The organism is Proteus vulgaris, from assembly GCF_023100685.1.
Classification (GTDB): Bacteria; Pseudomonadota; Gammaproteobacteria; order Enterobacterales; family Enterobacteriaceae; genus Proteus.
This window is the reverse complement of the sequence record NZ_CP090064.1, coordinates 2,586,821-2,611,685: the sequence shown is the minus strand read 5'-3', so window position 1 is coordinate 2,611,685 and position 24,865 is coordinate 2,586,821. Positions and strand designations below refer to the sequence as shown.

Annotated in this window: 26 protein-coding genes, 1 tRNA gene and 1 riboswitch; of the genes, 13 read left to right on the top strand and 14 right to left on the bottom strand. The window is 34.7% G+C overall.

What is annotated here, in order from left to right; genetic code table 11:
• Positions 1-282: 282 nt before the first annotated feature.
• From LW139_RS12635 to LW139_RS12615, 5 genes are all read right to left on the bottom strand, one after another.
• The gene (locus tag LW139_RS12635) at positions 283-1,092 is read right to left on the bottom strand and encodes a hypothetical protein (protein ID WP_247850032.1); all 810 of its coding nucleotides are present in this window, start codon (positions 1,090-1,092) and stop codon (positions 283-285) included.
• Entirely contained in the window at positions 1,085-2,071 is a 987-nt protein-coding gene (locus tag LW139_RS12630) for a phage integrase (RefSeq protein ID WP_247850031.1), read from the bottom strand. Before LW139_RS12630 ends, LW139_RS12635 begins: the two co-directional genes overlap by 8 nt.
• Positions 2,058-2,498 (bottom strand): hypothetical protein, encoded by a 441-nt coding sequence (locus tag LW139_RS12625; protein WP_109407784.1) that lies wholly within the window; start codon positions 2,496-2,498, stop codon positions 2,058-2,060. The genes LW139_RS12630 and LW139_RS12625 overlap by 14 nt, the downstream gene beginning before the upstream one ends.
• Before the next feature lie 14 nt (positions 2,499-2,512).
• Positions 2,513-2,704, bottom strand: a complete 192-nt coding sequence (locus LW139_RS12620) for a hypothetical protein (RefSeq protein ID WP_247851217.1) — start codon at positions 2,702-2,704, stop codon at positions 2,513-2,515.
• Positions 2,705-3,449: 745 nt separating this feature from the next.
• Positions 3,450-3,525: transfer RNA gene (locus LW139_RS12615), tRNA-Lys, on the bottom strand.
• Between the two features lie 259 nt (positions 3,526-3,784).
• Between LW139_RS12615 and cycA the strand changes: the two genes are divergently transcribed.
• The 3 genes from cycA (at position 3,785) to LW139_RS12600 (ending at position 6,952) form a co-directional block, all read left to right on the top strand.
• Positions 3,785-5,197 carry a D-serine/D-alanine/glycine transporter gene (cycA, locus tag LW139_RS12610; protein ID WP_109407760.1) on the top strand — a complete coding sequence of 471 codons (1,413 nt, stop codon included), beginning with the start codon at positions 3,785-3,787 and terminating at the stop codon, positions 5,195-5,197.
• 306 nt (positions 5,198-5,503) lie between these two features.
• Entirely contained in the window at positions 5,504-5,938 is a 435-nt protein-coding gene (locus tag LW139_RS12605; RefSeq protein WP_109407759.1) for a universal stress protein, read from the top strand.
• Positions 5,939-6,133: 195 nt separating this feature from the next.
• Positions 6,134-6,952, top strand: coding sequence for an MBL fold metallo-hydrolase (locus LW139_RS12600; RefSeq protein WP_227335554.1), 819 nt, complete (start codon positions 6,134-6,136; stop codon positions 6,950-6,952).
• 189 nt (positions 6,953-7,141) lie between these two features.
• Here the strand turns inward: LW139_RS12600 and LW139_RS12595 are convergent, their stop codons facing one another.
• Entirely contained in the window at positions 7,142-7,588 is a 447-nt protein-coding gene (locus tag LW139_RS12595) for a universal stress protein (RefSeq protein WP_109407757.1), read from the bottom strand.
• Between the two features lie 237 nt (positions 7,589-7,825).
• Between LW139_RS12595 and psiE the strand changes: the two genes are divergently transcribed.
• Positions 7,826-8,239, top strand: a complete 414-nt coding sequence (gene psiE, locus LW139_RS12590; RefSeq protein ID WP_072068485.1) for a phosphate-starvation-inducible protein PsiE — start codon at positions 7,826-7,828, stop codon at positions 8,237-8,239.
• A gap of 135 nt (positions 8,240-8,374) precedes the next feature.
• Entirely contained in the window at positions 8,375-9,190 is an 816-nt protein-coding gene (gene rlmA, locus LW139_RS12585; protein ID WP_247850030.1) for a 23S rRNA (guanine(745)-N(1))-methyltransferase, read from the top strand.
• Positions 9,191-9,284: 94 nt separating this feature from the next.
• Here rlmA and mntP read toward each other — a convergent pair whose 3' ends face one another.
• The 4 genes from mntP to pabB all read right to left on the bottom strand — a co-directional run bounded on the left by mntP (position 9,285) and on the right by pabB (position 14,053).
• Entirely contained in the window at positions 9,285-9,872 is a 588-nt protein-coding gene (gene mntP / locus LW139_RS12580; protein ID WP_109407755.1) for a manganese efflux pump MntP, read from the bottom strand.
• A gap of 59 nt (positions 9,873-9,931) precedes the next feature.
• Positions 9,932-10,071, bottom strand: a riboswitch (yybP-ykoY riboswitch).
• Between the two features lie 499 nt (positions 10,072-10,570).
• On the bottom strand, positions 10,571-11,932 hold the full coding sequence (locus LW139_RS12575; RefSeq protein WP_166540587.1) for an L-serine ammonia-lyase: 1,362 nt from the start codon (positions 11,930-11,932) through the stop codon (positions 10,571-10,573).
• Positions 11,933-12,117: 185 nt separating this feature from the next.
• Positions 12,118-12,681: a CoA pyrophosphatase gene (locus LW139_RS12570; protein WP_166540586.1), complete on the bottom strand. Its 564-nt coding sequence runs from the start codon at positions 12,679-12,681 to the stop codon at positions 12,118-12,120.
• On the bottom strand, positions 12,668-14,053 hold the full coding sequence (pabB, locus tag LW139_RS12565) for an aminodeoxychorismate synthase component 1 (RefSeq protein WP_247850029.1): 1,386 nt from the start codon (positions 14,051-14,053) through the stop codon (positions 12,668-12,670). The genes LW139_RS12570 and pabB overlap by 14 nt, the downstream gene beginning before the upstream one ends.
• 112 nt (positions 14,054-14,165) lie before the next feature.
• Between pabB and LW139_RS12560 the strand changes: the two genes are divergently transcribed.
• Both LW139_RS12560 and yebF read left to right on the top strand, forming a co-directional pair.
• Positions 14,166-14,348 carry a YoaH family protein gene (locus LW139_RS12560; RefSeq protein WP_072068479.1) on the top strand — a complete coding sequence of 61 codons (183 nt, stop codon included), beginning with the start codon at positions 14,166-14,168 and terminating at the stop codon, positions 14,346-14,348.
• A gap of 96 nt (positions 14,349-14,444) precedes the next feature.
• A complete protein-coding gene (gene yebF, locus LW139_RS12555) occupies positions 14,445-14,834 on the top strand; it encodes a protein YebF (RefSeq protein WP_166540584.1) in 390 nt (129 codons plus the stop codon).
• Between the two features lie 98 nt (positions 14,835-14,932).
• On the opposite strand, the gene LW139_RS12550 is transcribed toward yebF, so the two are convergent.
• The gene (locus tag LW139_RS12550) at positions 14,933-15,166 is read right to left on the bottom strand and encodes a DNA polymerase III subunit theta (protein WP_247850028.1); all 234 of its coding nucleotides are present in this window, start codon (positions 15,164-15,166) and stop codon (positions 14,933-14,935) included.
• Between the two features lie 1,340 nt (positions 15,167-16,506).
• Here LW139_RS12550 and LW139_RS12545 point away from each other — a divergent pair.
• Both LW139_RS12545 and LW139_RS12540 read left to right on the top strand, forming a co-directional pair.
• A complete protein-coding gene (locus tag LW139_RS12545) occupies positions 16,507-17,979 on the top strand; it encodes an alanine/glycine:cation symporter family protein (RefSeq protein ID WP_227335552.1) in 1,473 nt (490 codons plus the stop codon).
• Positions 17,980-18,077: 98 nt separating this feature from the next.
• Positions 18,078-18,917 carry an N-acetylmuramoyl-L-alanine amidase gene (locus LW139_RS12540; RefSeq protein ID WP_247850027.1) on the top strand — a complete coding sequence of 280 codons (840 nt, stop codon included), beginning with the start codon at positions 18,078-18,080 and terminating at the stop codon, positions 18,915-18,917.
• A gap of 130 nt (positions 18,918-19,047) precedes the next feature.
• Here LW139_RS12540 and brnQ read toward each other — a convergent pair whose 3' ends face one another.
• From brnQ to LW139_RS12525, 3 genes are all read right to left on the bottom strand, one after another.
• Positions 19,048-20,394 carry a branched-chain amino acid transport system II carrier protein gene (gene brnQ, locus LW139_RS12535; RefSeq protein WP_109407747.1) on the bottom strand — a complete coding sequence of 449 codons (1,347 nt, stop codon included), beginning with the start codon at positions 20,392-20,394 and terminating at the stop codon, positions 19,048-19,050.
• A 302-nt stretch (positions 20,395-20,696) separates the two neighbouring features.
• Positions 20,697-21,503 carry a sugar-phosphatase gene (yidA, locus tag LW139_RS12530; protein WP_166540582.1) on the bottom strand — a complete coding sequence of 269 codons (807 nt, stop codon included), beginning with the start codon at positions 21,501-21,503 and terminating at the stop codon, positions 20,697-20,699.
• Positions 21,504-21,630: 127 nt separating this feature from the next.
• Positions 21,631-22,017 carry a helix-turn-helix domain-containing protein gene (locus LW139_RS12525; protein ID WP_006533085.1) on the bottom strand — a complete coding sequence of 129 codons (387 nt, stop codon included), beginning with the start codon at positions 22,015-22,017 and terminating at the stop codon, positions 21,631-21,633.
• A gap of 339 nt (positions 22,018-22,356) precedes the next feature.
• On the opposite strand from LW139_RS12525, the gene mgrB reads away from it, so the two are divergent.
• From mgrB to LW139_RS12510, 4 genes are all read left to right on the top strand, one after another.
• Positions 22,357-22,533 carry a PhoP/PhoQ regulator MgrB gene (gene mgrB, locus LW139_RS20650; RefSeq protein WP_227335537.1) on the top strand — a complete coding sequence of 59 codons (177 nt, stop codon included), beginning with the start codon at positions 22,357-22,359 and terminating at the stop codon, positions 22,531-22,533.
• 148 nt (positions 22,534-22,681) lie between these two features.
• Entirely contained in the window at positions 22,682-24,064 is a 1,383-nt protein-coding gene (locus LW139_RS12515) for an amino acid permease (protein WP_109407745.1), read from the top strand.
• 304 nt (positions 24,065-24,368) lie between these two features.
• Positions 24,369-24,569 (top strand): retron system putative HNH endonuclease, encoded by a 201-nt coding sequence (locus LW139_RS20755; RefSeq protein WP_432652214.1) that lies wholly within the window; start codon positions 24,369-24,371, stop codon positions 24,567-24,569.
• A 98-nt stretch (positions 24,570-24,667) separates the two neighbouring features.
• Positions 24,668-24,853 (top strand): hypothetical protein, encoded by a 186-nt coding sequence (locus tag LW139_RS12510; RefSeq protein ID WP_166540579.1) that lies wholly within the window; start codon positions 24,668-24,670, stop codon positions 24,851-24,853.
• Positions 24,854-24,865: the final 12 nt, after the last annotated feature.

Sequence of the window (24,865 nt, the reverse complement as noted above, 5' to 3'; positions counted from 1 at the left end):
ATAACTGATTAATCTTTCAGCGAAGTTATATTCAAATGTGATCTTGAATTTAATATAAAAAGCACACTAGAAAATAGTGCTTTTGTCGTTAATTTCTTTCAGATACAAAAAAGCCACTTATTTCTAAGTGGCCTATCTGCCTGATTTCTCAGCGTAAAATTGGTGGGTCGTGGGAGGCTCGAACTCCCGACCAATTGATTAAGAGTCGTTTGAATGCAATATATAAAACAATAAGTTGTAAATAAAAACAATGAGTTAAATATAAATAAAGATAAATAATGATCATTGTTCCTTTTCTTGTGCGACACTTTTGCGACACTCGCTGTTGTAATATGCATCGGCGGCCATTTCTTCGGATTCTGATGGTGTGACTAGCCTTTCGCAATATTCAGGGATTTCATAGAATGGATAAAAATCATCTACTTCTTTCGCTATTTCAGGATAATTTCTTTTTGAGTACATATAGCAAGCAATCATAAATCTTAATTCATTATCAAAACATCCTAAAACCATAGATTTAGCTATTTGATGTGTTTTATTATTTTTATCTATTTTATTTATTGATTTCAACAATACAAAAAACATTTTACTTAAACCATCAAATATATTCATATCTTTGTGAGCGTAATAGTTTACAGCATAGTCGAAGATAATATCTGAATTATTTACTTCTTGTGTTTTAAAATTGTCATTAATTGATAACCTTAACCTTGATAAACATTGTATTATATCTAACCTTGTTCCTTCTGATGATGAAAATGTGTTGTTTTTTATAATGTGATTGATTGTATTTATTAACAATGTAATTTCATTTATAAAGTCTTTTTCTTCTTGTTTCCTCTTTTGTTCTTTATATTGTTTTATAGATTCTTTATTTCCCGCATGCATTATAATTGCAGTAAGTGTAAGAGCTATTATACTTATATATGTTAAAGCTAGATTTATTATTATAGATAAATTTGACCAATGAGATATGCTGTGCTCATTAAAATAAATATTGTCTTTATTAGTTAAAAATATTTTTGATATTATGAGAATAAATATAATATTGATAATTACAAAAACACAGATATATATATTTTTTTTATTCATGATTTTTACTCAAAGGATTAAATTTAACAGCATCTTCTAAATGCTCTGGAGAGAAATGAGAATATCTCATAGTCATTTTGATATCCGTATGACCGAGAATTCTTTGTAACACAAGAATATTGCCACCGTTCATCATAAAATGTGATGCAAATGTATGTCTTAATACGTGTAATGATTGGCGGTGAGGTAATTCTATACCTGTTCTTTTCATTGCCATTCTGAAAGCAGAATAACAAGGGGTAAATAAAGCACCACGCTTTTTAGGGATTTCATCGTATAAAGCTTTACTTATAGGTACTGTTCTATTGCGTTTGCCTTTTGTTTTAGTAAACGTAATTTTATAAGGTGTAATTTGTCGCCCTGTTAAACTTTCAGCCTCAGACCATCTTGCACCTGTTGATAGTGCAATTTTCACAATTAATTCCAAATCTTTAGCCATACTCTGGCGACAAGACTTTAATAGCGATTCTATTTGTTGCTGTGAAAGAAACGCCATTTCTGATCCATCAGTACGAAATGAGCGAACATTCTTTAATGGATTATCATCTTTCCATTCACCCAATCGATGCAACTCATTAAACATAGCGCGAAAATAGGCTAGTTCAAGGTTTGTTGTTCTTGGAGCAACGGACTTGATCCTATCGGCACGAGTAATCTTTCCACTTAATCGTTTTTCACGATAAACAGAAAATAACTTAGCATTAAACTCAGTTGCTAAAGGTTCGCCCATTGCTTGGCAACCGAATAACATCATTTGTTTTCGGCTTTCACCATCAGCTAATGTAATACCATGAGCACGAAACCAGATTTCAACCAACTCAGACAATAAACATTTATCTTCTGTTTGTTCAAGAACGTAACGTTCAAATGAAATGGCTTCGCCTTTTGTGGTGAATACTTTTCTAATTCGTTTACCTGTTCGACCGTTAGGGTAGCTCTCAACTTTCCAACGAGCATCTGGTTGTTTAGTTATCAACATAAGAGAAAATCTCTCCGCAATTTTCAACTAATTTCTGGTACATAGAATCATATAAGAGATATTCTTCTTTTAATCTGCTTTTATTAGAATTATCCTTTAAGTATAGATCCATAGCACTTGCTATACCGTTAACTTGAGCGATTGATGTAGTACCTAAATATATAGGATTGTTACTGTCTATTTTGTTTGCTAATGATCCATATTTATCTTTGAGATCTTCGAGTTTGTTAGGGTAATAATTTTTATACCATGTATGGTAATAGTTATATTCTCTAGGTTTATCATCGGAATCCATACCAAAAAGAAAAATATCGTTCATCAATGAATATGAATCTCTAAAAGCTTCTTTTGCAATATCACATTCACTCATTTTTGCAGATACATTTAGAGATAATAACAATCCGATTGTTAATGCTAGATATTTCATCATTAATACCTTTCTTACTGATTTTCAATAATAGTAATTACTCGACCGTTAATTCTTATATCAGAAATTTCACAATCAAAAGCCATTCCAATACCTGAAACTCTAACGCGTTGCATAGGCATTCTAGTCAGTTCTCTAATACTATTTTTTCCATCAATTTCGATGAGCCATTTTCCATCGAAAACATCGCTATATTTTTTATCAATAATGAAGTAACTATTTCCATCTTGGATAGATATTGGCTCTGATAGTAAAAGCGATTGTTATCGAGTAGCATCGAATAAAACCTAATATGGGATTTTGCCTTATGCATCCTAATATTACAATCAACATAAACACGCCTTATCTTATCAATCGACGCGTTCAGCACATTCTAGATCAACCATTCGCGATATGATCGCAGAGGGATGTTTACCTGTGCGCACTAAGTCAACAAATTGTTACTATCCTTGTTCGTCAATATATCCATTTCTACGTTATTTAATGGATCTTATCGATAGCGTGCAACTGCGCGCACATAATCCCACGAAATAAAATCATTTATGACGTAAAACGCACAAATCCGCACCCGTCTGCATAATTTGGATCTAAAAATTATTTCATTTTGAATTTTTTACAAAACATATTGCGAGAGTGTGTGGTGATTGGATTCTTTGCGTAGGCGTCAAACAGAAATGATTAAGAAAATTTATTTTTGAGATGCTTGGTTAACATAGAGTGGATGTGAATGGATTATCTGGCTTTATTATTTTTAATGGTTTTTTATTCTATTTGTTTTTTATTAATTATTAAATTTATTACGACTAATTATTTTTAAATAAAATCGACAACTTTCGGCTTTCGGAAGGGAGAGATAAAAACTTGTGCGATATTTTTGCGACACTCAGCTATAAAAACAAAAAAGCCACTTATTTCTAAGTGGCCTATCTGCCTGATTTCTCAGCGTAAAATTGGTGGGTCGTGGGGGGTTCGAACCCCCGACCAATTGATTAAGAGTCAACTGCTCTACCGACTGAGCTAACAACCCGATGCGCAGATTATTCTCTTCTCAAAAGCGATGGTCAAGCCCTTATTTTAATTTTTTTTCAAATGGATAAAATATCACCAAATAAATTAAAGAAAGGATCTTATCTGGTTATCAAAGCATCATTCATTTTACTAAAAGTGATCTTTTCATTACTTACACTGAGATTTGTGTCACAATAATTTCGCAAACATATTGCCACGTCAAAAAATAAAATAGTGGCAAAACAACATCAAAAATATGAACACATTTCAGGTATGGTATGGAAGAGCAAACAGAAATTTCTCCTCCCGCTAGAGTGAAAAATGCCACTCTACAACGCGGGCTAACAAATCGTCATATTCAATTAATTGCTATTGGTGGAGCTATTGGTACTGGTCTATTTATGGGCTCAGGGAAAACCATTTCATTAGCTGGGCCATCAATTATTTTTGTCTATATGATAATCGGCTTTGTCCTGTTCTTTGTTATGAGAGCTATGGGAGAGTTGTTATTATCAAATTTAGAATATAAATCATTTAGTGATTTTGCTGGTGATTTATTAGGGCCTTGGGCAGGCTTTTTTGTCGGTTGGACTTATTGGTTTTGTTGGGTTATTACAGGCATTGCTGATATTGTCGCCATAACGTCTTATATTAGTTATTGGGCACCTAATTTCCCTGAATGGGGAACATCGTTTATTTGTGTGCTGACACTGCTTATTTTGAACTTAGCGACAGTAAAACTGTTTGGGGAAATGGAATTTTGGTTCTCCATGATAAAAATAACAGCTATTGTTTCTTTGATTATTGTGGGGATTGTTCTTATCAGTATTGGATTTGAATCTCCTGCGGGACATACAGCGGCATTAGAGAATATCTGGAATGATGGGGGAATGTTCCCTAAAGGGCTAAGTGGTTTTTTTGCGGGCTTCCAAATCGCTATTTTTGCTTTTGTCGGCATAGAATTAGTAGGAACCGCAGCGGCTGAAACACGTAATCCGGAAAAATCGTTGCCAAAAGCGATTAATGCGATTCCCATTCGTATTATTACTTTTTACGTTTTGGCTTTAGCAATTATTATGTCGGTGACACCATGGCGTTCAATTTTGGCTGATAAAAGCCCATTTGTTGAGCTATTTGTCATGATAGGAATACCCGCAGCTGCAAGTTTAGTAAACTTTGTCGTATTAACGGCAGCCGCGTCTTCTGCTAATAGTGGTATATTTTCCACAAGCCGTATGTTATTCGGTTTATCAAAAGAGGGCGAAGCACCAAAGCAGTTTAGCCAATTATCTAAACGAGCTGTACCTGCCAATGGACTGTTATTCACCAGTTTATGTTTATCATGTGGAATTGTATTAATTTACTTTATTCCCGATGTTATGCATGTATTTACCTTGGTAACAACAGTGTCGGCGTTATTATTTATGTTTATTTGGAGTATGATTTTATGCTCTTATTTAGCGTATCGTAAAAAACGTCCACAGTTGCATGAGAAATCTATTTATAAAATGCCATTAGGTATTTTGATGTCATGGCTATGTCTTGCTTTTTTTGCCTTTATGACAGTATTATTGGCTTTTGAACATGATACTCGCCAAGCGTTAAGTGTGACACCATTGTGGTTTATTGCACTAGCAATAGGCTATCAATATGTTAAAAAGAACAAACAAAAAAAGAATGTTCAAAAATAAAGTATTCATCGCGTAATGAAAGAGAAAAGCCTTATTTAATTTAATAAGGCTTTTTTTTTGAATTTTTTATTACTGATAAAATAATTCATTTATAAAAAGACATAATCTAAAATAAAGATATTAGACTTATATATCCATAATCTCATTATAGGCTCAATTATTAATTTAATAAGTGTATGCTTTGTTATTTACTGAGTGAAAAATAGGCGTTATTTAGGTGTGATAAAATATTTTTAAAATATGTTAACTACATCCGGTAATTTTTTAAAAATACACTATCCTACAATTAAAATAAAAGGAGGCGGTATGTATAAGAATATTTTGGTTCCCATTGATATTGATGAAGATAACCTGATGAACAAAGCAATTCCGTTAGTGGAAGATATTGCAAAAAATGAAGATCCTTATGTTCATTTTTTGTATGTACTCCCAAAACTTCCACAATCTTCTTATTATCGACTTGTTATGAATGGTGATCAATTAGATCAAGGATGCTTAAAAACGTCAGCTGAGAAAGAGTTAAAAAAAATTATTGAACGGTTTGATTTACCTGAAGACAGAATGCAAACACATATTTGCATAGGAACACCACGAGATGCCATATTGCAGGTTGCAGATGAAGTAAACGCAGATTTAATCGTAATCGGCTCTCATAATCCCGAAGATGATTCTTATCATATTGGTTCAACAGCTGCTGATATTACACGCTACGCTAAACGCTCTGTTATGGTGGTGAGATAAGACTTAGCAGACTGTATAGTTGTATAAGAGTAACTGCAATTTATAATAATACCGCTGTTATATTTGATTTTAATATAACAGCGGTTGTGTAACGAGATAGTGGGGATCGCACAAATCAATGGTTTTTATATTTGGAACACTTCCTTTTTTTCATTACTATAAGCCATCTTCTAATAACGATAATCATCAAAACTAATGTTAACCATCACTGCATTACTAGAAAATAAATCAATCAATCCTGAGCTTAATCACTATCCTGGCTTATCATTATTATTAGAAGATGATGAGTGCCAAGCTAAAATACTTTTTGATACAGGAAAAGATCTTACCTTTATTTCAAATGCCAAAAAAATGGGAATTGATTTAACCACATTGAAAACAATTGTTGTCTCCCATGGGCATTATGATCATTTTGGTGGACTTACGCATTTACCAGTAGACTTTTTTCCCAATAAGCCACGAGTTATCGCTCATCCTCATCTATTTTCGGTTCGTTATTCAGCGCTTTTTTTAGGCAATAAAAATATTAAATTTAAACGATTAGCCCCTTTTTTTGATCGCAAAAAACTTGAAACACAATTTTCTTTTGAATTAACAGAAGTTCCTTTAACAATTGAGAAGAATTTCATTTATTCAGGACAGGTGACACAACGCCAAGTGAGTAAACGTTATGGTGTTATTATTCATCAATTAGGCGAAGAAGATGATTATGTTCTTGATGATAGCTTTCTTGTTTGGCAAGGAAAAAAAGGCTTAGTGATTATTACGGGCTGTAGTCACTCTGGTATTGAATCTATAGTTAAACATGCGAAAAAAATAACAGGTAATCATCAAATTCAAGCAATTGTGGGGGGATTACATTTGCGTTGTGCAACCCCATCAGCATTACAACGTGCTAAGAAAGCAATAGATAAAAATATTGATGTGTATGGATGCCATTGCACTGGCGTGTTAGGACGAAAATACCTTAATGCGAAAGATTTTAATGCAGGACAATCTTTATCTTTTGAGTAGAATTAATGTAAATATTGAACTGAAAAAAGACATGAAATTTTTGTTTTTTGGTCCGTATTCTAACAAGTTAATTCTTTGATATGAAAAAATTAATGTGCATTTAGTGCTATTTATAATCCGAAGGATGGCAGAATACTTTTGGCAATAAACAACCTAGCATTATTGCCAAAAGATAGGGGGCTAGTGATTTTATTTACGTATAACCATTACTGAACGTGACGTATTATTCACAATATAATCAGCAGTAGATCCTAGTAATATATTACGTTGATTACGCGAGCTTGAACCAATAATAATGGTATCTGCATCCACTTTTTCTGCTAATTCTAGAATATTATAATTAGGTGTGCCGATAACAGCATGGCACTGGTATTGCTCTTTAGGTAAGTTAAATTGTTGTTTTACACATTGTTCTAATTTTTCAGTTAGCAAAATTAGAGCTTGTTGCTTTTTCTCAACAACGGAAGTGCAATCACAATTAAGCCCATAAGCTTCTAAAGAGCGTAAATTAGGCATAACCGTAATAAAATGGAAATAATTTTCTGGTTTTGAGGCAAGGAAGTGAATATCAGCAATCATTCGTTGAATTCTGTTATCTTCTAATAAATCAATTGCAACAAGGTATTTGTTAGCCATAGTCTACCTTTTAAATAAATTAGCCCTTAAAAGTCAGTATAAGTAAATTAGCTTACAAGTTGAAATTTAAAAGCAAATATTGCGATTATTGCATCATTATTTTGGGTTTTTAAGCTCTAAAAGATAAAAAAATGGTGTTATGAACGAGTAAATCCTTTAAAATTTAGCCAATTGCCTAATAGCTATTTTTGTTCTTTTTACACATCCATGGAATGATCTCACTAGGTTATAGTTTATATGAGAAAATCAAGCGAAGACTTACTTAAATGTATTGCCACTATATTACAGTGGGTGCTTAATATTGGATTGCTTATTTTAGCAATTGTATTAGTTAGTTTTCTTATCAAAGAAACTTATGTAATTGCTTCATTATTATTTAATTTAGGTGCACAAGAGTCATCTTATCAATTACTAGAAGGTATTTTGATCTATTTTCTTTATTTTGAGTTTATTGCACTTATTGTTAAATATTTTTTATCTGGTGGGCATTTCCCGCTTAGATATTTTATCTATATCGGTATTACTGCAATTGTGCGTTTGATTATTGTTGAACACAAAGATTCTGTGGATACTTTAATCCAATCAGGCGCAATTTTACTGCTAGTTATCGCATTATTTATTGCTAATACTGAAAAGTTAAAACGGACTTAAAAATCGATAAATTATGTTTACTTAGTCACTGAGCATAAAAACAGTCTCAAAAATAAAAATAAGGTTTCCGCAAGATTGAGAGAGGTATGTTATTATCTCTCTCAATTTTATTAGGGGTTATACAAAAATATTACTATGTCCTATCAATGTCCATTATGTAATCAGGCACTTTCTCTTCGGGCTCACAGTTGGGTATGTGAAAATAATCATCAGTTTGATTGCGCGAAAGAAGGGTATGTAAATTTGCTGCCAGTGCAATTTAAACGCTCAAAAGAGCCGGGTGATAGCGCTGAAATGATAAATGCTCGCCGTGAGTTTTTAGATGCAGGTTTTTATCAGCCAATGAGAGATAAAGTAGCTGATTTACTACAAGCATTGTTGCCGATGGATAATAGCGTTGTATTGGATATTGGTTGCGGTGAAGGCTATTACACCCACCAGTTTTATCAAAATCTAAAATTACATAATCCTCAAGTGTATGGCTTAGATGTTTCTAAAGTTGCGATTAAATATGCAGCTAAACGTTATTCATCTATCCATTTTTGTGTGGCTTCAAGTCAGCGTTTACCTTTTTGTGATGCCTCTTTAAATGCTGTTATTCGTATTTATGCTCCTTGCAATAGTGGTGAATTAGCAAGAGTCATTGTAAATAATGGATATATTATTACGGTCACTCCTGCGCCTCGTCACCTATACCAGCTAAAAGCACTGATTTATTCAGAAGTACATCTTCATCCATTAAAAGAAGAACAATTTGATGGTTTCAATAAAGTGGCTGAGCATCAAGTTGCTTATATGATGAATTTAAACGGTAAGCAGGCATTTGATTTATTACAAATGACGCCGTTTGCATGGCAAGCAAGTGAAGAAGTGAAACAGTCATTAGCTGAAAGTGAATGTTTTGTATGTGAAACGGATTTTTTAATTCGAGTTTATCAACGTCATGTTTAATAACGAAAGCAATAAACAATTTATAATGTAAATAAAAAAGCTTAGGCATGATATTCAAACCTAAGCTTTTTATTGTGTTCTGTTAAATTGGTGATTATTTTGCGTACATAAATAATTCAAGATGTTCGAATACAATATTAAAGCCGATAGCAATTAATACGATCCCACCAATAATTTCTGCTTTTTTCCCAAGCACTGGGCCAATATAGCGCCCAATTAACATACCTAGTGTCGCCATGATCATCGTCATCATGCCAATGGTCATCGCAGTATGAACAATATTGACTTGAAGGAATGCTAAACCAACACCAATTGCCATTGCATCAAGGCTGGTGGCAATACCGGTTGCTATTAAAGAGAGCGATCCATGGCGTTGTGGCGCGGCTTCTTCGCAAGGACATTCATCACCACGTTTTACGCTTTGGTAAATCATACGACTACCAAGAACAAATAGTAATCCAAAAGCAACCCAGTGATCCCATTGAATAATATATTGGCTAGTATATAAACCTAATGCCCAACCAATAACGGGGGTGCTGGCTTCAATAATACCAAATATAAATCCAGTGCGGAGTGCTTCACGAAAACGAGGTTTATGTAATGTGGCACCTTTACAGACTGCAACAGCAAATGCGTCCATAGAAAGGGCAAGGGCAAGGATGATAGTAGCGTAGAAACTCATAATAAAGCCTCGGTTGGGGTATTTCCATATACACACAATTGACCCCCAACCAAAGAAGTACAATTATGTGTCTATGGTCTTGCCAACCGTATTACGGCATCTGCACCACGCTAAATAAAAATAAGCGAGTATGTTGATACAGACTTCTTAAAATAATTAAGTTTTATTTTAAGACAGGCTACTCCCCAATGACTTGATGCAGAAGATAACATATTATTTCTGAAAGGCAACATATTATTTATTATATTTCAAAGATGATATTGATAATAATTATCATTATTAACTTTGGCGATTTTAAATATATAAGGAACGTTTTTAAAATGTTAAAAAAATGATAACTCTCAATGTGATAAAATATTAACCATATAATAAACAATGGATTGTAATTATATTTATAATGAAAAATTAATTTTTTAAATTAAGAGGAATACACCTAAAAATAATAAGTTTAATTTTTTTAAATATTAAATGGATATTAAATAAGCCTATATTTAATGCGTCTATATTTAATCTTACGTTCTATATTTTATAAATATAGAAAAATAAAAAGTGGATTTTTTTAAAAAATATTTTTTATTTAATTATTAATCTTATGTTTTTCTTTAATTATCTATAGGTTAAGTGATCATTAAAAATAAAATTTCTAGTAATAAAAAAAGCCATTCAAAATGAATGGCTTTTAACTAAAACAAGGTTAATTAGTCACATTGTACTTTTATTGCTAAACCACCGCGTGATGTTTCGCGATATTTAGCATTCATGTCTTTACCTGTTTCATACATGGTTTCAATAACTTTATCGAGAGAAACTCGAGGTTCGCTGGTACGACGAATGGCCATACGTGCCGCATTAACTGCTTTAACCGAAGCAATGGCATTACGCTCGATGCATGGAACTTGTACTTGTCCTGCAACAGGGTCGCATGTTAAGCCGAGGTTATGTTCCATACCGATTTCAGCGGCAATACAGACTTGCTCTGGACTTCCACCTAATAATTCAGCAAGACCTGCAGCTGCCATTGAACAAGCTACACCAACTTCGCCTTGGCAACCTACTTCAGCACCTGAAATAGAAGCATTCATTTTGTAAAGAATACCAATTGCACCTGATGCTAAGAAATAGCGTAAGTAGATTTCTTGTGTCACAGGTTCGATACAACGATCGTAGTAAGCCAATACTGCTGGCACGATACCACATGCGCCATTAGTTGGTGCAGTTACAACACGTCCACCAGCTGCATTTTCTTCATTAACAGCCAGTGCAAACATGTTGATGAGATCAACAACTTTCATTGGATCGTTTGACAAGCTGTTGCTTGATGTTAATAAACGATTTAATGCAGCCGCACGGCGAGGTACACGTAATGGACCTGGCAATACGCCTTCTGTATTTAAACCATGTTCAATACATTCTTGCATTGTTTTATAAACATCAGCGAAATAGGCATTGATTTCAGCTTGAGTGTGCAGATCTAGCTCGTTTTTCATCATTAAGCTAGAAATGGATAAACCAGTTTCTTTGCAGTGCTTTAATAACTCTTCGGCGCTAGCATAAGGGTATGAAACAGGTTTACTATTAAGTGTTGATTTACCAAAGTTTTCTTCATCAACAATAAAACCACCACCAATAGAGTAGTAAGTTTTTCTATATACTTCTTTGTCGCCAGCAAAAGCATGAATAGTCATACCATTCTCATGCAATGAGAGGTTGTCATTACTGAAATGCATACTTTCTGCTGGGAAGTCGACAATTTTTAAGCCATTTGCTAATGATAGTTTGCCAGTTTCTTCAACGTTACGAATAAAGCTGGGAATGCTGTCAATATCGACAGTAGCAGGTGCGTTACCAGCTAAGCCCATAATAATTGCAATATCAGTGTGGTGACCTTTGCCTGTTAAAGACAAGGAGCCGTAAACATCAACAGCTACACGGGTGACAGACGCAATCAATTCCTGGTTGACTAAATCATCGACAAATTCTTTACCCGCTTTCATTGGCCCTACAGTATGAGAGCTAGAGGGTCCGATGCCCACTTTAAACATGTCAAAAACGCTAATCACGTCAGACTCCTTAATAATAAGAGAGAGGGTTAAAAAAGAATAAAATATAGTTATTTATAGTAAAGGGATCGTTTTTACGATTATATCGTCCCGTTAATGATGTAGTTTACAACATTTTTTTAAAATAGCTAAGTAGAGTTGTGAAGGCGATGATAAAAAGCACAAGCTGGACAGAAAATAACGCTTTAAGTGATATGTAAAGCAAGTTTATGTAAAATAGCCGCCGTTAATCCCCAGACAAGATGTCCATCATAAGGATAAAAATAGATCCGATGATTTTCACCTGAACGGCGAAAATCGAGTGGTTGATAGTGTTGTGCATTGAGTACATGACTTAATGGCATTTCAAAGATAGAGGCGACTTCAGCTGGGTTTTGGCGTAAAGATAAACCTGCTGGGATCACGCCCACAATGGGAGTAACTAAATATCCACTTGAACTTTGCAATGGTGGTAATTGCCCAATCACCGAAACGGCATTGGGTGGAATAGCGACTTCTTCGTGAGCTTCTCTGAGCGCGGTTTCAATAAGATTATTATCTTCAGGATCTCGTTTGCCACCAGGTAAAGCGACTTGACCTGCATGCGAGCGTAATGTTGATGCGCGTTCCGTTAATAATATGGTTGGATTAGGTTTATTGATAATCGGCAGCAATACTGCTGCCGTTTTTTGAGCATGGAGTGGCTGATTTACCCTATCATCAGGTAATGTGAGTTGAAAACGATTGATAAAAGTATCAATGGGTGTCATCGATAGTAGACTCACTTAAAACAGTTAATATTTGCCCAAGTTTATCGAATGTTTCTTGGTACTCTTTTTCAGCAACACTATCAGCAACAATACCGCCGCCCGCCCAACAGTAAATCTTATTTTTTTCTGTCAATAAAGTACGGATGCTGATATTGGTATCCATTGTGCCACAAAAACTAATATAGCCGATGGCACCACAATATCCATGACGGCGATGTGGCTCTAATTCTTCAATGATTTCCATTGCTCGGATCTTAGGTGCGCCAGTGATTGAACCGCCGGGAAACGCAGCTCTTAATAAATCTGTTGCTGTTAGATGTGAGGGAAGTTGTGCTGTAATAGTACTGACTAAATGGTGTACTGCTGGAAAACGTTCAACAACAAACAGTTCTGGTACTTTAACGGAACCGGTAACGGCAACTTTTCCAATATCATTACGCATAAGATCAACAATCATTAAATTTTCTGCGCGATCTTTACGTGAGCTTTGGAGCAGTAACGCTTGTTCATCATCTTCTGCGGGGGGCACTTTGCGTGGTAGTGTTCCTTTTATCGGGCGTGTTTCTATTTTATTATCAGCTAAATGAATAAAACGCTCTGGTGAAACACTTAATACAAAATTATTGGGCAAACACATAAAAGACGAAAAAGGTGCTTTATTTGCTTGATTCAATGTTAAAAATGCAGCCCATTCACTACCAGTATAATTTGCACAAAAACGTTGAGCTAAATTAACTTGATAACAATCACCAGAAAGTAAGTATTGATGAATTTTAGCAATTTTTTCGTTGTATTCAGCATTGCTAATGTTCGATTGCCAGTCTGTGGTTAAGGTAAATGGAGTATCAATCAATGTGGGCGTTTGGTTTTCTAGCCACTGCAATCGCTCATCAATATTATCATAGCTAATTAAAGTGGCTTTTTTTAATTCATGATCGACAATTAATGCCCAATCATAAATTCCAATAGCCATATCTGCAAAATTGAGTTCATTTTTAGCGTTTTCAGGTAGTTTTTCAATACGACGGCCTAAGTCATAACTCCAAATACCTAAAGCCCCACCTAAGAACGGCAATGAATCATTGTATTCTGGATGAAAACTAAACTGTTCTAGTTCTTGTTGGATCAGTGTAAAAGGATCTTTTTTAGAGCGTCTGATCGCACCATTTTTTTCTTTAATTGTTGTGGTTTGTTTGCGTGTTTCTAAAGTTACAAGAGGATCAGAGACAATAATATCAAAACGGTTATGAGGATGTTCGGCAAAGCCAGAATGAAGTAAACTAGACCAAGGCAATGAAGCGATGGGAGAGAATACCCGTAGTGCTAGATCTGGGGTATAAATGAGCTCACGTTGTTGTAATTGCATATCCATCTTATGACCATGTAAACAAAGTATGTTGTATCATTCGCACAATGAATTGTAATCAAAAAGATTATATTCATGTAAATACAAAATAGAAGTTGATAAAGATAAGAGTAACATTATGTTTCTAGGAATGCCTACATTAACACACGAAGAACAACAAAAAGCAGTAGAAAAAATTCAATCTCTTATGGCTGAGGGAATGAGTAGTGGAGAGGCTATTCAGTTGGTTGCTCAAGAATTAAGAGAAAAGCACACAACGCGTGAATCGGTTTCTATCATATTTGATGATGAGAATGAATAAAACATTTTTTTAACAAATGTCACAAATATGTTGTTAACCCTATGCTATGCTTAATGGAAACACATCCTGTTTTAAGGGATATTTTCGGGAGGTTATATGAAATTAAGCAAGTTAGCAGGTCAAACAGGGATACTTGGTGTAGCTCTTTTACTTGCTGTTTCTTTTGGGGCATCTGCAGAAAGTGTCGATAATGTTAATAAAGATATTGTACGCTCTGCACCTTTTGCGAGTTGCGTTAATTTAGACAACAACCAACTTGTTACTAGAGTGAAGAATGATTATCTACAGAATCGTCTCCCCCGTTGGCAAGAAGATAAAAAGGCGTTGGGTCCGAAACCTGTAGCAAGTATCAATGCTAACGAAGTTATCAAGATGGATAATAACTATCAGATGGTATTGAATGTTCGCGGAGCGAGAACAGATCTTCGTTACAATGTTCAAGTTAATTGCGACGAAAATACCATCACTTATGTTTCACCTAAATAATGAATAAGTGATAGTTTCCATTGTTAACAGATTGAAAAAAAGAGATAAACTTAAGTTTATCTCTTTTTTTGTCATTAAATTTTATCAAGAAAGTGCTATTATTTTTTCGCTTGAGGCTCATAAGGTAAACGAGAATAGTGTTGGCTTCTCGCTCGATAAAACATTAGCCTTTCTTGAAAATAAGCGTGAAGCGCTTGAGGCTGTTCTCGTAAAACTGCGTCAGCAACAACAGGCATATTATATCGCTCTTTAAAGGCAACACCTGAAGCGGCTAAGCTTACATTTATTTTGTTTTTTTCTTCTTGTGTTAATTCTGAAAGGTTATAACCCATCGTTCTCCTCCCTATAACAATACGAATAAAGTAAAAGAGCATGCTTATTAATGCAAGTAAATAAAGATATTAGTCATTATATAATGATAAAAAGCATCCGTATTATTTAGATGATTTTTTAATCAGTATCATTAAATATAACAATGAAAAATAAATATTCACTAATTGTTATACTACTTTATAGGTAATTTAAATAATGAAAATGATAAAAATCGCATTTATACACATAATTAAATCTATTTTAAAATAGACTAAAAAATAGTTTACCTTTGTAAAGAGTAAATAAATATAATGTTTAATTTGATTTAGATCAATGAACAAAACAAAGAAATTTGCATTAAAAATAGATAAATATTGTTAATTCATTGGGTGTGTGTGTGCTATGTGTTTGTTTTATATTACTTGATAGAGGGTTAAGATAAGGTGTTGAAATATTGATATAAAAAAATGCCCTGTTGGGGAAACAGGGCGAAAAATAATACAACACCAGGGAAAAACATAGTATAAATAAAATTAACTAAATGGTTAATAGGTAAACTTACGTGATTCTTCATTTTTTTATTAATATAAAATAAATATTTAATACTCTTTAATTAGTACTTAAAAAAAAGGAGCGCTATTAATGAATAGTAAGTGAATAAAAAAGAGAACGGATACCAATCAATGATATTCGTACAGATGACAGACAAAAAGATATATTAAAATTTAAATATTTATATAATTTTATAAGGAAAGTTATAAAAAATACTTTTTGTCTTACTATAAAATCTTATTAAGATTAAAGCACTTCATTGATTATGTAATACAAAGATTTTATTGTTAATGATTATAAAAAGCTTATTTCTTAAATGTTAATTATCATAATGATTAATCAAGATTAAAAAAATTACTTTAACGAATCGTTTTTATTTTTCATTATTAAATTTATTTTAGATAATAAAGAAAGTTATTTGTTGATGTTTTTTTGAGCTGTATGTTTTTTTTCTAAAATGACTGATTAACTTAATTATTAAAGTATTAACTTTTCTTTTTTGAGTTAATAAGATTAAGAGATATTTATTTATCTTAATGATATGTATTGATTTTTTATTTTGTAATATTGTTTGTTTTAGTTAATGAGATAATTAAATTCAAATACTAACATATAAAAAAATAAACAAAAAACATACATTTCGCACAATCTTGTGTTACATTTAATTCGCTTTTTATACAGCAATTTTTGATATTACATAAAGACATACTTGGATCATTAATTGATTCAATTACACGGTGTTTATTCGTTTTTATTTCAATAGCGATGTAAGGATAAGTTATATACGTTATTATACAGGGGGATTAATTTGACTGGGCTAATAAACTTTGCAAATAGCATTTTATGGGGATATGTCCTTATCTACTTACTTCTAGGAGTCGGTATTTATTTTACTATCCGTACTGGGTTTATACAAATCCGACATTTTAATCATATGTTCTCTATTTTAAAAAATAGCCATAAGTCAGATAAATCAGGGATCTCTTCCTTTCAGGCATTATGCACAAGCTTAGCTGCGCGTGTAGGAACCGGAAATTTAACCGGTGTTGCCATTGCATTAACGGCAGGAGGGCCTGGTGCTATTTTTTGGATGTGGGTTGTTGCTCTAATCGGTATGGCAACATCTTTAATTGAAAGCACACTAGCACAGCTTTATAAGACAAAAGACGATGAGGGTAATTATCGCGGGGGACCTGCTTATTATATGACGAAGGGATTAAAAATGCGCTGGATGGGCGTTCTCTTCGCTATTTTCCTAATCATTGCTTTTGGTTTAGTTTTTAATGCGGTTCAAGCCAATTCGATTGCGCAAGCAACAGCATCAGCCTTTAATTTTGATCCATTTTATGTTGGCATCTTTTTAGTGATAACTAGCGGATTTATTATTTTTGGTGGTCTACGCTGGGTTGCTCGTGTTGCAGAGCTAGTTGTTCCTATTATGGCAACTGCTTATTTATTATTAGCCTTCTGGGTTGTTGCTGATCATATTGAACGTTTACCTGATGTTTTCCTTTTAATCTTTAAAAGCGCTTTTGGTTTACAAGAAGCTGCGGCCGGTGCGATAGGTTACGGCATTAGCCAAGCAATGACTCAAGGTATTCAGCGGGGCTTATTCTCTAACGAAGCCGGAATGGGATCGGCTCCTAATGCTGCCGCTTCTGCAACACCTTATCCGCCACATCCTGCCTCTCAAGGTTATATTCAAATGCTTGGTGTATTTATGGATACGTTGGTTATCTGTAGTGCAACAGCAGTGATAATTTTGTCATCAGGAGTACTCGATAGTTATCCAGAAGGCATTAATGGCATTCAATTGACGCAATTGGCGCTGTCATCAAGTGTAGGTGGTTGGGGAAGTACCTTTATTGCTATTGCTATTTTCTTCTTTGCTTTTACCTCGATTATTGCCAATTATGCTTATGCAGAAAGTAATATGATTTTCCTTGGGCGTAATCATACAACAGGGCTATTCCTTTTACGCTCAGCTGTATTAGCAATGGTGATGTTTGGTGCTTTGGCAGATATGCCTCTTGTTTGGAAAATGGCTGATCTCTCCATGGGATTAATGGCAATGACAAATTTAATTGCCATTATATTACTTTCAGGCGTTGCATTAAAATTAGTCAAAGATTACAACCAGCAACGACAAGCTGGTTTATTGCCAACTTTTGATATACGCCAATATCCAGAGCTACAAGCGGATATTGAAGATGGCATCTGGGAAAATAATATCATTCCTGATGAGCCTTTAGTTAGATGTGAAAAAGTCAGCAATAACTGAAGAATATAAAAAAAGAGTTAAAACGGGAAACCTATATTTTTTAATATGGGTTTTTTTATTACAATTTAACTTTGGGAACATTAACTCAAGGATCAGAAATGAAGTCTAGTCGGTATTACATTGGATTACTTATTGCTGTAAGTCTCTTAAGTAGTTGCGTTCAACAACCTGAGTATATTGATCGAGGCGATTATATTGCTAAAGTTATCCCTAATAAGCAGGATGCTAACGACTGTGTTAAATATTTAGTCATGCATTATACCGCGCTAGATGATGAGCGTTCATTGAAGATTCTCACTGCTGGGCGAGTTAGTAGCCATTATCTTATACCAACACATCCCTCAACTATTGATGGAAAACCTGTTGTTATTTCATTAGTAGATGAAAGACAAATTGCTTGGCATGCAGGTGTTAGTCAATGGGGAGATGCGACAAGCTTAAATCATTGTTCTATTGGTATTGAGATTGTTAATCTGGGCTACCGTGATAATGGAAAATTTAGATATTGGTATTCTTATACAGCAGATCAAATTGTCACTATTTCAATGGTGATGAAAGATATTATTGAACGCTATGATATCGAGCCTCAAAACGTTTTGGGCCACAGTGATATTGCGCCTTTAAGAAAAGTTGATCCGGGTCCTTTATTTCCTTGGGAAAGATTAGCAAATCAAGGAATAGGTGCTTGGCCTGATAAACAGTTAGTACAAGCTTATTTAGCCGGTAGAGATCCTTCTGAGCCAGTTGATGTTGCAAACTTCCAAAAGCTATTACAGCAATATGGTTATCAAACACCAACAGATGGCATATTAGATAATGATGCACAAAAAGTCGTTAAGGCTTTCCAAATGCATTTTAGATCAGCGAAAGCCAATGGGATCCCTGATGCTCAATCAGAAGCTATTTTAAGGGCTTTGATTGAGAAATACCGAACTTAAAGTTTCCTTTGATGAATTGACAGTAAAAACACAAGGGATCAAAAAGCAAAAAGCGTCTCCACTATAGAAGTTGGAAGACGCTTTTTTTTGAACTTACAATCAGCGCTACAAGTTACGAGCTATATACTAATTATTTTGCTGTATTTTCTACTGAAAGATTTTCTTCTTTAAGATTTAAGCTAACAAACAGTGAAATTATGAATGCAATTGCACCGGGTAATACCCAACCTAGACCATAATCAGAAAGCGGGATATAGCTAAATAATTGCAGTAAATCAGCATTTAACCATTTCAATTGTTTCAACGTATCGAAAAGGCTCATTAATACGATGATGGCAATAGTAAAGCGATAGGTAAAACGCGGTGATTTTAATTTGTTACGAATAAATTGCAGTAATACCAATGTGACTGATGTTGGATAAATCATCAATAACGCAGGAATGGTCACACGTAATAAAGTATCAAGGCCAAACGTTGATACAATTGTGGTCATTAATGTAAAGACAACAACCCAGAAGCGATAGCCTAAACGGTGATGGAATGTCGCGAAATAGTCAGCTGCAGCACTTGTTACACCCACTAGAGTGGTCATACTTGCTAATAAAACAATCCCTCCCATTAGCCAAGTACCAACAGAGCCAAATAAGGCATCAACATAACGAGAGAATATTTGACCACCATTTGTGGCATTAAGTGCAGGATCTGCAAAAACAGAAACAGAATGGCTAGTGGCACCTAAATAGAACAGGCATAGATAAAGCGCAGCTAACAGTAAAACGGAAATGAGTCCTGCTTTTACGGTAATAAAACCGATTTGGCGTGGTTCAGTAATTCCTTTGGTATACAACGCACGCGCAACGATACCACCGAATGCCATAGCAGAAAGGACATCCATGGTTTGGTAACCGTCTATAAAGCCAGAGAAGAAACCATTAACAGCATAAAGACCTGTAGGCTCTCCAATAGGAGAAATAGGTTTAGCCACAACGGCAATGCCAACAACAACCAGCAAGACTAACAGTGCTGGAGTCATAAATTTACCAATAGCGCTGATCATCGTGCCTTGTTTTAGCATGAAGAACATACTTGTAATATTGAAAACAAGCGCGAAAGTTAGGTGTGTTGCGGTATTTTTCTCGATAAGACCTAATGGCAGGAAGCCCATTTCATAAGCGGTGTTAGTTACACGAGGCATCGCAAAAGTAGAACCTACGATAAGATATAGTGCAACCCAGAAAATGACAGCGACCCATGAAGGTAAATCAACAGAGAGACGTTCACCACGTCCTCGAATTGCAACAATGACTAAGGTAAGAAAAGGAAGTAAGACACCCGTAACAAGAAAACCTAAGGATGTGCTAAACCAAAGGCTTCCTGATTGAAAACCCGCCATTGGGGGGAAAATAATATTACCAGCGCCGAGGAAGAGTGCGAAAACCATCATTCCAAGAACGAGCATGTCTTTTGTAGAAAGCATAACTAAAACTACCTGTCTGTGAAGAAAATATATTAATGATTTATATTTGTTATTCTACTCTTAGCCTATTTAATAGCTGAATATGTTGTAAAAATGCAGTTTGAATAACGAAAAGTGAATTGATAGTAACAAATTCTGAAGGATATGTAAGAAGAAAGGCAGATTTAACGCTCATTTAACAGTAATTATAGAATAATAAAAGGCTATGTTTTTGGTCAAAAAGCAGTGTGATCCTCTGCTAAGGATCACAAATGCTATATAATTTTGTAGACATTCACGATAAAACACAAAAAAGATCGTGTTTAAATAAATTTATTGATAGCGACTGCAACACCGTGCTCTTCATTAGAAAGTGTGACGAATTTGGCGACTTTTTTCACTTCATCAGGAGCGTTTCCCATTGCAACACCTAAAGCAGCATATTTCAGCATTGCTAAATCATTACCTTGATCACCGATGCACATAATTTTTTCTGGAGTAATTTTTAAATGCTCAGCGACTTTTTGAACCGCACTTCCTTTATTGACATTAGTATTTAGTACTTCAATAAAATAAGGGGCACTACGTAATATGCTATATTGTTCGTAAATATTGGCAGGTAAATATTGGATGGCGTTATCTAAAACAGCTGGCGCATCAACAATCATAAATTTACTAAAATACATATCAGATTGCATTTCATTAAGTGGGCGATAGTAAAGAGGTGTCCAAGATAAGAAGGCTTCTTGGCAAGTGAAATGGCTAATATGACGATTAGTAGTGTAAATTTTATTATCACTAATGACGTGAAAATGAACACCTATCTCACGAGCGAGATTTTCAAAATAGAGGTAGTCTTCAAAATTGAGTAAATCCTGAATAATGACTTCACCATTATCTGCTTGATGAATTTGGCTTCCATTATTGCTAATACAGTAACAATCAGAAGTATCAAGACCGAGTATCTTTAAATAAGGGGAGATGCCATTAAAAGAGCGTCCTGAAGCTAGCACAATCTTAACACCAGCGTCTTTTGCTCGTTGAACCGCATTGTGTACTTCGGGCGTGATTTCGTGTTGTTTGTTGAGTAAGGTTCCATCTAAATCAATAGCGATAAGCTTAATACTCATTAGCATCCCCATATTAAATAAAAGCAATCATGATAAAGGAAGGGCGAAGCGGTCTATCATCACATAGCTTGAGTATTATTTATGTGACATTAAGGGCTATCTGTATAATGTCACATAAATAGAAGAGTTAATCACAACAAGGTGATTGTAAATGTAAGGGTTGTTTGGTTTCTAATACGATCTCTTGATTTTGCCGAAAGTCGAAAGGCGTAATGCCATACTCTTTACGGAACATGTAGGTAAAGTGAGACTGTGAACCAAAGCCAAAATCGAGGGCGATATCAAAGATAGAGCGCTCACTGGTACGTAATAAATGAATAGCGCCAGCCAATCTACGCTGACGGATATACTTTCCTAAAGAGGTGCCTGTGACTTCTTTAAAGATTTTCTGCATGTGCCAAAGAGAATACCCAGAATAAGCCGCCAACTCTTCAAGATGGATAACACGGCCTAAATGCTCCTCAATCCATTTACTTAGCGCGCAAACCAATGCGAGATGATTATCTTGTGGCATTACAGTTCCATTTTATCAATGAAGTTAAGGTAAAAATCAAAATTAACTCCCTAATCTTATACAAAAAGTGGCAGACAGAGAAATCCATATTAATGGATAGCTATTTCTTATCATTGGCAAAATGTGTAATAAAAATAAAAAGTGTTCATTTTGCCGACAGTTTAGAGAAAAATAGTGCAAATTATCTCAATTCTGTCGAGGAAGCGTTTACCTTTCATTATGAAAGTTATGCTAAATTCACTCATAGAGATAATTGATTGCGAATTTTATAACAACAACTCTCCGTGTTGTTATCGTATTTAAGCGAATGCTTATAATGTTATTAATCATACTAACAAAATGTATTTAAAGGATTTTAAATTGAACGCAAAGAAAATAATTATTAGTTTAATTATTGCATTAGCCATTAGTTTAGGTCTCTATCTTATGGCTTTAGATAACTTTTGCGATCGCGGAGAAGACTTTCAGCAAGGTCTTTGTCGGTTTACCACATTATTCCCCTCCAAACATAGCTAAAAAATCGCTTTTCTTATTATTTTTCGCCTAGCATAAAATGTATTTGTTATTCAAGTCAGATTAGTGTTTTAATGGGGGCTTGAAATAAACAAAATCGTAAATATTAGTTTACACGTTAAGTTGATAAAATAATAAGAGAAGAGGATGTATGGCGAGAGAGTCGCAACAGACAGAACTTAAGCGCGGTCTGAAAAATCGACATATCCAGCTTATTGCGCTGGGTGGTGCTGTCGGCGCTGGTCTGTTTCTTGGTATAGCGCAAACCATTAATATGACTGGCCCATCAGTAATACTAGGATATGCTATTGGTGGTTTTATTGCGTTTATGATCATGCGCCAGTTGGGCGAAATGGTTGCCGAAGAGCCAGTTGCGGGTTCGTTTAGTCACTTTGCCAATAAATATTGGAGCCCTTTTGCCGGCTTCTTATCTGGTTGGAATTACTGGGTGATGTTTATTCTTGTTGGTATGGCAGAATTAACTGCAGCAGGAAAATACATTAACTATTGGTTGCCTGATATCCCTGTCTGGGTTTCCGTTGCTATCTTCTTTGTGGCAATCAACTTAATCAATTTGATTAACGTTAAAATGTATGGTGAAACCGAGTTCTGGTTTGCCATTATTAAAGTATTAGCAATTGTTGGGATGATTTTATTTGGGAGCTACTTGCTGGCAAGCGGTAATGGTGGACCTCAAGCTTCTGTAAGTAATTTATGGGAGTTAGGTTTCTTCCCTCATGGCTTTACGGGCTTTATGTCGGCATTGGCGATTGTTATGTTCTCTTTTGGTGGGCTTGAGCTGGTGGGGATCACGGCGGCTGAAGCTGAAAATCCAAAAGTCAGCATCCCGAAAGCGACTAACCAAGTTGTTTATCGTATTTTAATTTTCTATATCGGCTCATTGTTGGTGCTACTGTCGCTTTATCCTTGGACTCAAGTAGTAAAAGGTGAAAGCCCATTTGTCCTGATTTTCCATAATTTGGATAATTTCTTAATCGCAAATATTTTAAACGCTGTGGTATTAACAGCCGCATTATCTGTTTATAACAGCGGTGTTTATTCTAATAGTCGTATGCTCTATGGTTTGGCAAAACAAGGTAATGCGCCACATGCACTTTCTCGCATTAATAAACGCGGTGTGCCGGTTGTATCACTACTCTTGTCCGCAATTGCGACTTCATTGGGTATTTTAGTTAACTACTTATTACCTGATCAGGCATTAGAGCTATTAATGGCATTGGTTGTTACTACGTTAGTGCTTAACTGGATTATGATCTGTTTGGCGAATTTAAAATTCAGAGCCGCAAAAAACAAAGAGGGTGTAGAGCCTTTCTTTAAAGCGCTTTGGTATCCTTATGGTAACTATATCTGCCTTGCTTTCTTATGCATGATTTTAGTGATTATCTTATTTATGCCACAAGTGAATATTTCGGTGATTTTAATGCCATTCTGGATTGCATTCTTGTGGGTTGGATTTAAGATTTCCCGTATGAAGAAAACACCAGATAATGCTCAAGCAAGCCAAGATATTTAAAAACTGAGTTGATGGTAAGTTGGTGTGTTGTGGAAATATATATAGTGCGATAAGTCTTAATAGACTCTTTAGCGTAGGACATATTATGTCTTGTCAGGTGATTAGCCAGACACTAATTTATTGCTCACATTTAGGGTTGCGAAAGTAAAGAGTAAAATTCGGGAGTACATCCGTACTCCCGTTTTCTTACAGGTGAAATTATGCAGATAATTAAACAATTAATAAAGAGAGTGTTTGGGCATTACTTGATGTAATGCAAAAAGGTTTTTGTGCTTACTGTGAATGTTCTTTAAAGTGAAAGCATATTGAACATTTTAGAACACGTGACTCTCATACAAATCTTACTTTTATATGGAGTAATCTTTTCGGTTCTTGCGGTGATTCAAGCCAAAAAGGTGGTTGGAATAGGTGTGGAATATATAAAGATAATGGTGCTGGTAGCTATGATGTTGAAAGCTTAATCAAGCCAGATGAAGATAATCCAAATGATTTTTTCTATTTTTAACAACAGGCAAGGTTCGAGCTAAAGATAACCTAAAAGATAAAGATTTAGTTAAAGCAGAAGAATCAATTCGTGTCTTTAATTTAAATGATGACTCAGTTTTGTTTAATAGTCGTAGAAGAAGTATTGAAAGTGAACAAAATGAAATAGATATGATGTATAGCTTATTTGATGAGTTTTCTGAAAAAGAGTGGGAAGAACTACTCACAACAGCATTAGAAAGAGTGAGTCAATTAGAATTTAGTACCGCTTTGACTCATGCTTGGCGCTATAACGGCCAGTATTAAAATAAAGATATA